This is a genomic window from Limnohabitans sp. (assembly GCF_044361645.1).
GTDB lineage: Bacteria > Pseudomonadota > Gammaproteobacteria > Burkholderiales > Burkholderiaceae_C > Limnohabitans_A.
Genome location: NZ_JBIKIL010000008.1, coordinates 1 through 12,359, shown reverse-complemented (window position 1 = coordinate 12,359; position 12,359 = coordinate 1). Strand labels below are relative to the sequence as shown.

At 62.2% G+C, this 12,359-nt stretch carries 11 protein-coding genes and 1 pseudogene; 8 read left to right on the top strand and 4 right to left on the bottom strand.

The genetic code is table 11. The features are described 5' to 3' along the window. The first annotated feature begins 7 nt into the window (after nucleotides 1-7). The 6 genes and pseudogenes from ACIQ39_RS02405 to ACIQ39_RS02380 all read left to right on the top strand — a co-directional run bounded on the left by ACIQ39_RS02405 (nucleotide 8) and on the right by ACIQ39_RS02380 (nucleotide 5,131). Nucleotides 8-1,348, top strand: coding sequence for a glycerate kinase (locus ACIQ39_RS02405; RefSeq protein WP_396433049.1), 1,341 nt, complete (start codon nucleotides 8-10; stop codon nucleotides 1,346-1,348). A 120-nt stretch (nucleotides 1,349-1,468) separates the two neighbouring features. Further along, entirely contained in the window at nucleotides 1,469-2,497 is a 1,029-nt protein-coding gene (locus tag ACIQ39_RS02400) for a YHYH protein (RefSeq protein WP_396433014.1), read from the top strand. Between the two features lie 118 nt (nucleotides 2,498-2,615). Beyond that, on the top strand, nucleotides 2,616-3,653 hold the full coding sequence (locus tag ACIQ39_RS02395; RefSeq protein WP_396433013.1) for a HupE/UreJ family protein: 1,038 nt from the start codon (nucleotides 2,616-2,618) through the stop codon (nucleotides 3,651-3,653). A 48-nt stretch (nucleotides 3,654-3,701) separates the two neighbouring features. Beyond that, the gene (locus ACIQ39_RS02390) at nucleotides 3,702-4,328 is read left to right on the top strand and encodes a Crp/Fnr family transcriptional regulator (protein WP_396433012.1); all 627 of its coding nucleotides are present in this window, start codon (nucleotides 3,702-3,704) and stop codon (nucleotides 4,326-4,328) included. A gap of 203 nt (nucleotides 4,329-4,531) precedes the next feature. After that, a pseudogene (locus ACIQ39_RS02385) lies at nucleotides 4,532-4,714 on the top strand (thioredoxin family protein); the annotation flags it as partial. A 108-nt stretch (nucleotides 4,715-4,822) separates the two neighbouring features. Continuing rightward, the gene (locus tag ACIQ39_RS02380; RefSeq protein ID WP_396433011.1) at nucleotides 4,823-5,131 is read left to right on the top strand and encodes a HigA family addiction module antitoxin; all 309 of its coding nucleotides are present in this window, start codon (nucleotides 4,823-4,825) and stop codon (nucleotides 5,129-5,131) included. Between the two features lie 21 nt (nucleotides 5,132-5,152). On the opposite strand, the gene ACIQ39_RS02375 is transcribed toward ACIQ39_RS02380, so the two are convergent. The 4 genes from ACIQ39_RS02375 to xdhA all read right to left on the bottom strand — a co-directional run bounded on the left by ACIQ39_RS02375 (nucleotide 5,153) and on the right by xdhA (nucleotide 10,637). Next, nucleotides 5,153-5,386, bottom strand: a complete 234-nt coding sequence (locus ACIQ39_RS02375) for an oxidoreductase-like domain-containing protein (RefSeq protein WP_396433010.1) — start codon at nucleotides 5,384-5,386, stop codon at nucleotides 5,153-5,155. Nucleotides 5,387-5,404: 18 nt separating this feature from the next. Further along, complete coding sequence (guaD, locus tag ACIQ39_RS02370) at nucleotides 5,405-6,751, bottom strand: guanine deaminase (RefSeq protein WP_396433009.1); 1,347 nt, start codon at nucleotides 6,749-6,751, stop codon at nucleotides 5,405-5,407. Between the two features lie 92 nt (nucleotides 6,752-6,843). Then, entirely contained in the window at nucleotides 6,844-9,156 is a 2,313-nt protein-coding gene (gene xdhB, locus ACIQ39_RS02365; RefSeq protein WP_396433008.1) for a xanthine dehydrogenase molybdopterin binding subunit, read from the bottom strand. Continuing rightward, complete coding sequence (xdhA, locus tag ACIQ39_RS02360; protein WP_396433007.1) at nucleotides 9,153-10,637, bottom strand: xanthine dehydrogenase small subunit; 1,485 nt, start codon at nucleotides 10,635-10,637, stop codon at nucleotides 9,153-9,155. The genes xdhB and xdhA overlap by 4 nt, the downstream gene beginning before the upstream one ends. Before the next feature lie 429 nt (nucleotides 10,638-11,066). On the opposite strand from xdhA, the gene ACIQ39_RS02355 reads away from it, so the two are divergent. After that, complete coding sequence (locus ACIQ39_RS02355) at nucleotides 11,067-12,029, top strand: LysR family transcriptional regulator (protein WP_396433006.1); 963 nt, start codon at nucleotides 11,067-11,069, stop codon at nucleotides 12,027-12,029. Next, nucleotides 12,026-12,359, top strand: a 334-nt coding sequence (locus ACIQ39_RS02350; protein WP_396433005.1) for an ATP-binding cassette domain-containing protein, incomplete at its 3' end; no start/stop codon positions are given. The genes ACIQ39_RS02355 and ACIQ39_RS02350, both read left to right, overlap by 4 nt.

Below are 12,359 nucleotides of genomic sequence, written 5' to 3'. Positions count from 1 at the left end.
TTTGCCCATGCATGATGCCCAGCCCCACATCTCCAGCTTGACCCAAGACCCTTCTGCCTTTTTGAAAGCGCTATATGACGTGGCGGTGCAGCGTGCCTTGCCGCTGCACAACACAGCCGCCCATTTGCCTGCGCCACCAGACCCTGCCAAGGGCCGCACCCTGGTGCTGGGCGCTGGCAAGGCGGGCGGTGCGATGGCGCAGGCGGTCGAGGCCCTTTGGCCCGCAGACGCGCCATTGTCGGGTTTGGTGGTCACACGCTACGGCCACACACCGCCGCGCCCGGCGGGCTTGCCTGAACGCATTGAAGTGGTCGAGGCCGCGCACCCGGTGCCCGATGCAGCGGGGCTGCAAGCGGCTGAGCGCATTTTGGAACTCACCCAAGGCTTGACAGCCGACGACTTGGTGCTGTGCCTGATTTCGGGCGGCGGCTCGTCTTTGCTGACTTTGCCAGCCGATGGCATCGGCTTGCAGCTCAAGCAAGACATCAACCGCCAACTGCTGGCCAGCGGGGCGAACATTGCCGAGATGAACTGCCTGCGCAAGCACCTCTCGCGCATCAAGGGCGGGCGCTTGGCGGCAGCGTGCGCACCTGCGCGGGTGGTCACGCTCACCATCAGCGATGTGCCGGGGGACGACCCGTCCATCATCGCCAGTGGCCCCACCGTGCCCGATGCCAGCAGCTGCGCCGATGCGCTGACCATTCTCAGGCGCTACACCATCAGCGTGCCCGATTCGCTGCTGCAGGCTTTGCAGTCGGGTGTTTGGGAAACGCCCAAACCCGGCTCGCCGGTGTTTGCGGGCCACAGCGTGCACATGATCGCCACGCCCCAGCAGTCGCTCGAGGCCGCAGCCGCTGCAGCGCGCGCCATGGGGCTGAATGCCTACATCTTGAGCGACGAGATCGAGGGCGAGTCACGCGAGGTGGCCAAGGTGCATGCAGCGCTGGCGCGTGCAGCGGCCAAGGGCCTGGGGCCGTTCACCAAGCCCTGCGTGATCTTGAGCGGCGGCGAAACCACCGTGACCCTCAGGCCCCAGCCTGCGGGCACGCCCCGCGGGCGCGGTGGGCGGGCGGGTGAGTTTTGCTTGGGGCTGGCAGAGGCCCTGCAAGGCCAGGGCGGCGTGTGGGCGCTGGCGGCCGACACCGATGGCATCGACGGCAGCGAAGACAACGCCGGGGCGCAAGTGGCGCCCGACACGCTGGCGCGCGCTGCTGCGCTGGGGCGCAAAGTGGCCGATCATTTGCAGCGCAACGACGCCTATGGTTTTTTTGAGCCTCTGGGCGACCTGGTCATCACCGGGCCCACGCACACCAATGTGAACGACTTCCGGGCCATGCTGGTGATGTAAGAGGTGCCGCTGTTGACCGGTCAATCTTTACATTTCTTTGCGGAAAATTCTTTTGAATGCCCAACATAATTTGGGTTCTCAAGTGAAAAAATTTTGCATTAGAAATTTTATTGAAAAGATATGACTGATCAATTTCGTACACAACATTTTGTCCAGTGCGGCCTTTGGCTGCTGATTTCTTCCAGTTTGCTGGCTTGTGGTGGTGGCGGTGACAGCACGACGGGGACGACCAGCGAGGGAACGATGGCCAGCGGCACGGCCGGGGTTTTGTGCAGTGTCTTGAACAGCGGCACACAGGCTTTGTCTTACAACAACACGGTGCCGGGTGGCCTCGCAACGCAGGTCAATGACAACTTGGCGTTCAATTACAGCTGGACTTGCAACAACACATTGCGCAATTTGGTTGGCAACGGTGTCCCCAACCACGTGGTGACCGGTGGTAATTTTGCGACCAAGGTGTCAGCGCAACCGGTGTCGGGCAGCGTGACGATCAATCCCGTGGCCATGGCCAGCAGCACTGCGGTCAAGTTGCCTGGGTTTGCGCTCAACAGCGTGAAGATGGACCCCGGCACCGCAGGCACCTGCACCAACACAGCCAGTTCTGTCATGTCGGGGTGTAACTACGCAGGCGGCACCGGCGCTTGGCGCATGGAGGCCATGGGTGACCCGGCCGTGAGCCCCTGGAAGTTTGACTTTGGCACCGACGAGAACAACGCCCATGTCCAGCCCAACGGCCAATACCACTACCACGGCATGCCCACCCATTTGATCCCCAAGCTCAACGCTGCCAGCGCGACCAGCATGACCTTGGTCGGCTGGGCTGCAGATGGATTCCCGATTTACGCCAACCTGGGCTACGCCACGGCCAACAGCGCCAGCTCTTCGCTCAAGGAAATGAAGGGCAGCTTCCGCACCAAAACTTCGCCCGATTCAGACCGTCCTTCGACCAGCTTGTTCGCCATGGGGCACTTCCAGCAAGACTGGGAATATGAGGCCGATTTGGGTGATTTGGACGAGTGCAATGGCCGTACTGGCGTGACGCCCGAGTTTCCAAACGGCATTTACCATTACTTCATCACCAAAACCTACCCCTTCATCCAACGTTGCGTGAAAGGCACGCCTGCAGCTTGGGCTAACGCGCGCCCATGATGCGGACTGGGCCGATGGCGTGCCACCGTCTGGAGCACGCATGAGCTGGGTGTGGCGAAGCGCACACTGGCTGGCTGTCGCGTTTGGGATTTTTTGTTCCAGCGCACAAGCCCATTTGATGGTCGCGCAAAAAGGCACACTCCATTTGCAGGGCGACGGCGCGTATCTGGTGGTTTCTTTACCGGTGTCGGCTTTCAGTGGCATTGACGACGATGGTGATGGGGCTTGGTCTAGCCAAGAGCTGACCGCACATGAAGACCGCATTCATCAGCAGTTGCGGGCCCAGTTGCGTTTGACCGATGCCCAGGGTCCCAGAGACATCGATGGCATCACCTTGGTGCCTACCCCAAGCGATGACTTGGCAGCGCACGAAGTGAACCATTTGGTGGTGTTGGTGCGCTTTAAATTGGCCCATCCTGTGGAGTCCGTGAATGTGACCCCTGTGCACAACATGGCTTTTCGCGCGGGTTTGTTTGGTCAGTCCCAGGCCGAGCAGCAATTGAGTATTGCCGTCACGCAGGGAGCGCATAAGCAGTTGATGGTCTTGACGCCCGAGCGGCCCGAACGGACCTTGTTTCCAAACCCATGGGAAGTGACGCTGGACTACACCGCATTGGGTGTCATGCACATCCTGATGGGTTGGGACCATTTGCTGTTTTTGGCCGTGGTGTTGCTTGGCGGGGTCAGTTGGCGACAAATTCTGGTCATTTTGAGTGCTTTCACTTTTGGACACGCTTTGACCTTGGCCTGGGGGTTGATGGGCCAGTTGCCCTTTGGCACAGCTTGGGTTGAGCCTGGCATCGCTTTGACGGTCATGGGCATGGCTGCGGCTGAGATCTGGTTGCTGCAACACGGTCGTGTCATGGGCATGACCTTGCGTTTGGTGTTGGTGTGGGCCAGCGCCTTGGTGCATGGTTTGGGCTTGGCCTCGAGTTTGCAAGCCATTGGCCTTGACTCTGCACACCGGTTTTGGAGTTTGCTGGGTTTTAATTTGGGCATTGAATTGGCGCAAGCGGCGGTGGTGGGTGGTTTGGGCGGCTTGGCATGGCTGGTGATGCGGTATTTGCAAGTCCGGCAAACCCTCAAAATTCGCCAGCTTTGTTTGGTGTTCTCCGCTGGTGCAGGCTGCATTTGGTTCGTTGAACGACTGATTTGATGTGCGTCAAAGCCAGGTGCTGGCTGTTCTGGCACATTTGGCTCCACCATGTTGGATATTTCTTTGCCCCCTTTGTCCGAACCCGCAGCCCCCGTGGTCGCAGGCACTGTGTTGCTGCACCGAGGTGACGCGGTAGACCGTATCCTGCATGTCATGCAGGGGCGCGTGGTGCTGGGGGTGCTGGAGGATGGCCACATGGCGCACCAGCTGGGCGTGGTGGAAGGGCCATTTTGGCTGGAGGCTGCATCGGGCCTGCTGGGCTTGCCGCACGCGGTTGATGCGGTGGCCGAAACCGAGGTGCATGTGCAGTACGTGAGCGTACCCAATTTTGTGGCCGATGTGCACGCTTTGCCCGAGGCCTCGCAAAACCTGCTCATGGACATGGCGCGTTCGCAGCGTCAACAAACTGAAATGGGTGTGAGCCGCTTGGCCAAAGACGCCGATGCACGTTGCGCTGAATGGTTGCTGCGTCATGCTGAACCCACCGATCAGTCTGGCAGTCTGTCCGTCAAACTGACCGAACGCAAACGGACCATCGCTGCGCAACTGGGTATCGCCCCAGAAACGTTTTCGCGGGTGCTGCGCCACCTGCGCGAGCGCCAGCTCATCAGCGGCAGCGGCCGGGTGCTGGGCCTGCCCAACCCGCAAGCGCTGCGCGATCTGGCCGGGGTTTGAACACCATTTGTAGGAGCGGTCTCTGACCGCGATAGGGGTCTTCGCGGTCGGAGACCGCTCCTACTGGGTGTCTTTTGCGTCAATCTCCGCTGATTTTGCGTTGGTGGATGATCTTGCCAATGCGTTGGCCGTCGTTGACCGTCGTTGACCGCTTCATTTTTGCAGTCTGGGATTTTTCATCCACAGCACGGGTTGTTACTTGACTGGCCGCGCAGCCGCATTGGCAGCACTGCAAAGTCGAAGACGGCCCCGGCCGCCCCTTGTGCCGCAGCTACCGCGTCAAGCTCTGGCCCACCTTGGTGTTGTTGCGCGATGGACAGGAAGTGGGACGGCTGGTGCGGCCTGCGGCCGCGCAGGACATCGAAAGCGCGATGTCAAAGGCTTGACGGGGTGATGGGGCACCTGGATTCGTGTTTTTTAAATATTCTGTTTTGTTTGGCACGACAACGGCGCTGACCAAGTCGAAATCGTGGACTACCACTGAGGAGTTGAAGATGACCGAATCACTTGACAAAATTCACCCCGGCGAAATTTTGTTGGAAGACTTCATGAAGCCCATGGGGATTACCGCGCGTCAGCTGGCCGCTGACATGGATGTGTCGCCCAGTCGAATCAGCGATCTGGTCAATGGCAAGCGTCCCGTGACGGCCGATACCGCTTTGCGTTTGGGGCTGTTTTTCAACATGGAGCCCCGCTTTTGGCTGAACCTGCAAACCGAGTACGACATGCGCCAAGCCGCGAGAACGCTCACTGCTGCGATTGCGCCACGCATTCGGGTGTTCCAACAGCCAGCCTCTGCTTGATCCAATGGGGGCTGGATAGCCTTAAGCCAGCAAAGCCCCAGCGTCCTCGTACCAAAACAGCAGCGCCGCGTCGTAGCTTTCCCACACGCAGCCATTGCAGCCGCGCCCGCAGCACGAGGTCGGCTCGGGTGGCGGCTCCCGGAAGTCATGGCCTGCGGCCTGCAGGCGTTGCTGAAACTGCGCAATGCCCCGGCGCACAGACGCGCGCTGGGATGCGCAGGGGTCGATGATGAGGTGCTCTTCGTTGGCGGTCATGCCCAATTGTCGGTCAGCTCATGCATGGTTTTGCAGGTCGACGTTCACAGGCTGCCCCTGCACCACCGTGTGCGCAATCAGCCGTTCATCGCCCAGCACGATCAGCGCAAACAGCCATTCGGCCAAGGTCTCGGTTTGTGCGGTGCGGCGCGCCAACAGGGGTGTGGCTTGGGGGTTGAGCACCACAAAGTCGGCTTCGCAACCGGGCAGCAGGTTGCCCACTTGGCCGCTCAGGTCGAGCGCAGCGGCCGCGCCCGCCGTGTGTTGCCACCACAGGTGCTCGGGCGCGAGGCTGATGCCCGGACGCCCCACACTTTGCCTGGCCACGGTGTAGGCCGCGTGCATGGTGTGAAAAGGGCTGAAGCTGGTGCCGCCGCCCACATCGCTGGCCAAGCCGTAGCACAGACCTGCCGCGTCCGAGGCGGCGTAGTCAAAAAAGCCGCTGCCCAAAAACAGGTTGCTGGTGGGGCTGACGGCGGCGGTCGCACCCAGTTCGGCCATGCGGCGGCGGTCGGCCTCGTCCAAATAAATGCAGTGCGCGTACACCGAGCGCTCGCGCAAGAGCCCTGCACGGTCGTACACATCGAGGTAGCTGCGCGCATCGGGAAAGAGTTCGTGCACCCAGCGGATTTCATCCAGGTTTTCGGCCACGTGCGATTGAATCCACACCTCGGGAAACTGCTGCGCGATCTCGCCCGCGCCGTGCAGCTGCGCCAGTGTGCTGGTGGGGGCAAAGCGCGGCGTGATGGCGTAGCCCAGGCGGTCCACACCGTGCCAGCGGCGGATCAGCGCTTCGGTTTGGCGCAGGCTCAAGTCGGTGTCGGTGTCGCGCAGGCCGTCCGGGCTGTGGCGGTCTTGCAGCACCTTGCCAGTGACCATGCGCAATTGGCGCTTTTGCGCCTCGGCCATGAACACATCGACCGACTCGGGGTGGGCAGTGGCAAAGCACAGCGCCGTGGTCACGCCGTGGCGCATCAGCTCGTCCAAAAAGAAGCTCGTCACCTCGTGCGCGTAAGCCGGGTCGGAAAACTGCTTTTCGTGTGGAAAGGTGTAGTGCGTAAGCCAGGGCAGCAGGCCGTCGGCGGGCGAGCCAATCACGTCGGTTTGCGGGTAGTGGATGTGCAAGTCCACAAAGCCGGGCGCGATGCACAGGCCGGGCCAGTGGGTCACGGGCAGGTCGGGGTACTGGGAGGCCAGCTCGCGGTAAGGGCCAATGGCCTGGATGCGCACAACGCCATCGGCTTCGCGGGCGGTGACCAGCAGGCCATCGCTTTCATGCCGAGCCTCGGGGCCGAGTGGGTCAGGAAACCACAAAAGGCCTGCGCGCCAGCCTTGCAAATGGGAAACACAGGGAAGGTCCGTCATCGGAGGATCAATTCAAGTCAAATAAATCGGGGTCATAAATTGGGATCTGACCCCAATTAAACATAAATTGGGGTCAGACCCCAATTAAACAATTAAACCCGGTTCAGGAGGGCGTTCAGCACGCGCTCGGGTGTGGCGGGGGTGTCCAGGCGGATGGGGGTGTGGCCGGGGCGTGTCGCGCCGATGGCGTCGCGCAAGGCTTCGAACACGCTGATGGCCAGCATGAAGGGCGGCTCGCCCACGGCTTTGCTGCCGCCCACCGTGTCTTCTCGGTTGGCCTCGTGCCACAGGTCGATGTTCAGTTGCGCCGGCATGTCGGCGGCGGTCGGGATTTTGTAGGTGCTGGCACCCTTGGTGAGCAACTCGCCTTTGGCGTTCCACACCAGTTCTTCGGTGGTGAGCCAGCCCAGTCCTTGCGCAAAACCGCCTTCGATCTGGCCGATGTCGATTTCGGGGTGCAGCGAATGCCCCACGTCGTGCAGGATGTCGGTGCGCAGCACGCGGTATTCGCCCGTGAGCGTGTCGATAGCCACCTCGCTGCAGGCCGCGCCATAAGCGAAGTAATAAAACGGCCTGCCGCTCAAGGTGCTGCGGTCGTAGTGGATTTTGGGCGTGGCATAAAAGCCGTCGCTCCACAGTTGTACGCGCTGGCCATAGGCGTATTGCACGGCCTCGGTGAAGCTGCGCTGGCGCGCGGGGCTGATGACTTGGCCGCCTTCAAAACGCACGCCCTCGGCGCTGCAGCCATCGACCTTGGCGATGCAGGCGGCGATGTTCTGGCGCACTTGTATCGCGGCGTTTTCGGCGGCGCGGCCGTTCAGGTCGGTGCCGCTCGAAGCCGCGGTGGCGCTGGCGTTGGCCACTTGGTCGGTGTCGCTGGCGCTGGCTTGCACTTGGGTGGCGGGCAGGCCCAACACACGCGCGACCAAGCCACACACCTTGGTGTGCAGGCCTTGGCCCATTTCGGTGCCGCCGTGGTTCACGCGCACGCTGCCGTCGGTGTAGACCGAGACCACCGCGCCCGCCTGGTTGAACTGCGTGGCGGTGAAGCTGATGCCGAACTTGACCGGCGTGAGCGCCAGGCCTTTTTTGATGACCGTGTGCTGGTCGTTCCAGTCGCTGATGGCGCGGCGGCGTGTGCGGTAGTTGCAGCGCTCGGCCAGCTGGGTCATCAGTGGGTGCAGGATGTTGTCTTCGACCTTCATGCCGTAGGGCGTGGTGTCGCGCTTGTTTTCACCATCCGCCACGCCGTACAGGTTGGCCAAGCGCACATCGAGCGCATCCAGCCCCAAGTGCCGGGCCATGTCGCCCATGACGGTCTCGATCAAGAGCACGCCTTGCGGCCCGCCAAAGCCGCGGAACGCCGTGTGGCTTTGGGTGTGCGTCTTGCAGCGGTGCGAGGTGATTTGCAGGTCGCTTAAAAAATAAGCGTTGTCGGTGTGAAAAATCGCCCGATCGGCCACCGGGCCGCTCAGGTCGGCGCTGTGCCCGCAGTGCACCAGCTGAACCGAATCGAGCCCCAGCACGCGGCCAGTTGCATCAAAGCCGACGCTCCAGTCGTGGCTGAAAGGGTGGCGCTTGCCAGTGATCAGGATGTCGTCGCCCCGGTCGAGCCGCATCTTCACCGGCCGCCCAAACTTGTGCGCGGCCAGCGCCGCCCACACCGCCAAATGTCCGGCTTGGGTTTCTTTGCCGCCAAAGCCGCCGCCCATGCGACGGCACACCACCCGCACCTGCGACAGCGGAATGTGCAGCGCATGCGCCACCCAGTGCTGCACCTCGCCCGGGTGCTGTGTGCCGCTGTGGATCAGCCAGTGGCCCTTGTCTTGCGGGATGGCGTAGGCGATCTGGCTTTCCAAATAAAAATGTTCTTGCCCGCCGATCTCCAGCGCGCCTTGCAATTGGTGGGCTGCGGCGCGCAAGGCCGCAGTGGCGTCGCCGCGCTGCACCGTGACTGGGGGCAACACAAAGCTGCCCGCTTGCAGGGCATCGCGGGCGTGCAGCAAGGGCGTGTCGTTCTTCGTCTGCAATCGCATCAGGCGTGCGGCCTGCCGCGCTTGGGTGTGGCTGTGGCCCAGCACCAAACCCATCACCTGGCCCACGTGCATGAGTTGTGGCCCGGCAAAGATGGGTTCGTCGTGCACCAAGGTGGCCAGCAGCGGGTCACCCGGGATGTCCTCTGCGGTGACCACCCCGCTCACACCGGGCGAGGCGAGGGTGGCGTTCAGGTCCATGTCGAGCAGTTGGGCATTGGCCACCGGGCTCATCAGCGGCGCGGCGTGCAGCGTGCCCTCAAGCAAGGGCAGGTCGTCGATGTAACTGGCGCGGCCTTGCACCTGCGCGCAGGCGCTTTCGTGAAAGCGGTGGGTGCTGCTGTCTGGGGCTTTGCTGGATGGCGTTTTCATGCGACTGCCTCCAGTCGAACGGTGAGGTGCCCTGTGCTCTCCAGCCAGGCGCGGCGCAGCAGCTGGGCAAGGATCTGGCGGCGGTAGCTGGCGCTGGCGCGCAAATCGCTCAGCGGTGAAAACTCTTGCTGTATGACCGTTTGGGCTTGTTGCAAGGAGGTTTCGTTCCAGACTTGACCCAGCAGGGCCGCTTCTGTTTTCAGCGCCCGCACAGGTGTGGCCGCCACACCGCCCGCGCCGATGCGCACGGCGTTGATGTGCCCATTTTCGACATGCAGCTGCACCGCCAAACACACGGCCGAGATGTCGTCTTCATGGCGCTTGGACACTTTGTAGACGCCCAGCCATTCGCCTGGCAAAGGCTTGGGCACCACCACCCAAGCCAGTACCTCGTCCGGGGCCAGCAGGCTTTGGCGGTAGCCGGTGTAAAACTGCTCGAGCGGCACATGGCGGTGCACCGCGCGGCCTTTCCTCCAGGCCATCAGCACCAGCTGTGCGCCGAGTGCGATGAGCAACGGCATGCTGTCGCCAATCGGCGAGCCGTTGGCCACATTGCCGCCCAGCGTGCCCGACTGGCGCACCGGCCAGCCCGCAAAGCGCTCGCCAAAGGGCGCGATCACCGGCCGGTCGGCGGCCAGCGCTTCAAAAGCGTCTTGCAAGTTCACCGCCGCGCCGATGGCGATGTGCTGCGGGTAATGCTCTACCCGGCGCAACTCGGCCACGCGGGTGAGGTCGATGATTTGCGGCAGGCGGCGCAGGCCTTGGGTGAGCCACAAGCCCGCGTCGGTGGCCCCGGCCAGCAGTTGCGCTTGCGGATGATGGGCGCGAGCTTGCAGTAGGCCGTGCAAGTCGGTAGGCCGTTGGTAGGCGCTGCGATGGGTCGCAGGGGCTGTGTCGGCCAAGGCTTGCAAAGCGACCACGATGGGGGTTTCGTTTAAGCGGCGGTTGGGCTGCTCGCCCATGCTGCAAGCCGCTTGCACGATGGGTCGGTAGCCTGTGCAGCGGCACAGATTGCCCGACAAGGCCTCCATGGCGCTGTGCTTGTCCACGCCTTGGCCAAGCGCCACCGTGCGCTGGTACAGCGCAAACAGGCTCATGACAAAACCGGGGGTGCAAAAGCCGCACTGCGAGCCATGGCACGCCAGCATGGCTTGCTGCACCGGGTGCAGCGTGCCGTCGGCTTGGGCCAGGTCGGCGGCGGTCCACAGCGCCAGGCCGTCGATGGCGTGCGCGGGCTTGATGCAGCTGTTGACAGCGCGGTAGTGCAAACACCCGTTCACGGCTTCTGCCACCACCACGGTGCAAGCCCCGCAGTCGCCCGCTGCGCAACCCTCTTTGGTGGCGGTCAGGCGCAGGTCTTCGCGCAACAGGTCGAGCAAAGTTCGGTCGGGGGGAACGTGACAGCGCTCAACCACCGCATCGCGGTGCCAAAAGCGCAGGGGGGCTTCGGTAACAGGGTGAGGAGTTGGGTTCATGGGCATCGTCTTGTGCGTGCTTCATGCTAGACCAAAGCCTTTGGGCTGATATGCCCAAATCACGATACTGGCTATGGGGTTTTGGGAATGGCTGGCCTCACTTTCTTGTTATTCAGACCAAGCAAGTCATCCAGGATCTTGACTGTGGCGCGCTGAACTTGAGGCCAGTCCAATGGCGCAGACGGTGTCTGCGCCATTGGCAAAGTAAACGACTTCTTCGGCACATGTCGCCACATGCACAGGTGTTACATTCCCCTGCATTCTTTAAAAGTCGCGGTTTGGCAGCGTGACCGACCCGCAATGAAAAAACAGTGGCAACTTCAGAGACAAAGGCATGGGCAAGAGCGATCAACTAGCATGGATGGCGCGCAAATTTTTCGGGGTTAACCCTGCAATGCGCATGCGCCAAGCCATAAGCTGTATCGGGAATCTGATATGAAGCCGCCGCATCTTTTTGACAAGATCGACCTTCAACTCATTCGAACCCTTCACACCTTGCTCACCGAACGCAGTGTCTCCAAAACCGCCATGCGACTGGGCCAGCAGCAGCCCGCCGTGTCCGTGGCGCTCAAACGCCTGCGTGAGCTGACGGGGGACCCGATTTTGGTGCGCTCTGGCACCGGCATGGTGCCCACCGATGTGGGCCTGCAGATGCTGGGGCCGGTGTCGCAAATCCTGCAATCGGCCGAGAGCCTGTTTTCGCCCGCCCGTGTGTTTGACCCCGCCCATGCTGGCGAGACTTTCCGCATTGCTGCCAGCGACACACTGGACCCTTTGTTTTTGCCCTCGGTGGTGGCGCGCATCAAGTCGCTGGCACCGGGCTGCCGGGTGGAAGTGCATGCGCTGTCTGCACAGGCTCAGTACGCGCACGATCTGGGTCAGGGCCTGATCGATGTGGTCATTGGCAACTGGGCCCAGCCCAGCGAAGAGCTGCACCGCGCCCAATTGTTTGAAGACGATGTGGTGTGCCTGGTCAGCAGCCAACACCCGGCGGTGCGCCGGGGCTGGACGCAGGACGACTGGCTGGCTTGTGAGCACATTGCGCCCACCCCAGCTTACCTTGGCTGGCGCGGTGTGATCGACGAGCACCTGGATCAGCGCGGTTGGGTGCGCAACATTTCGGCGCGTTGCGCCCACTTTGGTTTGATGCCGCGCATGGTGGCATCGAGTTTGCTTGTGTTGACCACGGGCCGCCAGTATTGCCAGCGCTTTTTGCAAGGCCCGGAAGCGCTGCCGGGTTTGACGATGCTGCCTTGCCCGGTGGATTTCCCCAAGATGGTCTATTACCAGTTGTGGCACGAACGCAGCCATGCGTCGGCCTCTGCTCGGTGGTTGCGCGAACAGGTGAAAATCAGTGCAGCCCAATTGCCCCATCCGAACCCCTTGAGCCCGTCATGACCACCCCCCTCTTGTCTTTGCAAGGCATCACCAAACGCTACCCCGGCGTGGTGGCCAACCAGGACGTGTCGCTCACGGTGATGCCGGGGCAGGCCCATGCCGTGTTGGGTGAAAACGGCGCGGGCAAGTCCACGCTGATGAAAATCATCTACGGCTCGGTCAAGCCCGATGAGGGCCAGGTGTTTTTCAAGGGCCAGCCGGTCAACATCCGCAACCCACAAGAAGCGCGCAAGCTGGGCATCAGCATGGTGTTTCAGCACTTCAGCCTGTTTGACACGCTCACCGTGGCCGAAAACGTTTGGCTGGGCCTGGACAAGTCGCTGAGCCTGG

Bases quoted from the DNA above. Each gene is read 5' to 3' on its own strand.
- ACIQ39_RS02400 (WP_396433014.1), top strand. From the start codon at position 1,469: ATGACTGATCAATTTCGTACACAACATTTTGTCCAGTGCGGCCTTTGG.
- xdhA (WP_396433007.1), bottom strand. From the start codon at position 10,637: ATGCCCATGAACCCAACTCCTCACCCTGTTACCGAAGCCCCCCTGCGC.
- ACIQ39_RS02375 (WP_396433010.1), bottom strand. From the start codon at position 5,386: ATGACCGCCAACGAAGAGCACCTCATCATCGACCCCTGCGCATCCCAG.
- guaD (WP_396433009.1), bottom strand. From the start codon at position 6,751: ATGACGGACCTTCCCTGTGTTTCCCATTTGCAAGGCTGGCGCGCAGGC.
- ACIQ39_RS02390 (WP_396433012.1), top strand. From the start codon at position 3,702: ATGTTGGATATTTCTTTGCCCCCTTTGTCCGAACCCGCAGCCCCCGTG.
- ACIQ39_RS02395 (WP_396433013.1), top strand. From the start codon at position 2,616: ATGGTCGCGCAAAAAGGCACACTCCATTTGCAGGGCGACGGCGCGTAT.
- ACIQ39_RS02355 (WP_396433006.1), top strand. From the start codon at position 11,067: ATGAAGCCGCCGCATCTTTTTGACAAGATCGACCTTCAACTCATTCGA.
- xdhB (WP_396433008.1), bottom strand. From the start codon at position 9,156: ATGAAAACGCCATCCAGCAAAGCCCCAGACAGCAGCACCCACCGCTTT.
- ACIQ39_RS02405 (WP_396433049.1), top strand. From the start codon at position 8: ATGCATGATGCCCAGCCCCACATCTCCAGCTTGACCCAAGACCCTTCT.
- ACIQ39_RS02380 (WP_396433011.1), top strand. From the start codon at position 4,823: ATGACCGAATCACTTGACAAAATTCACCCCGGCGAAATTTTGTTGGAA.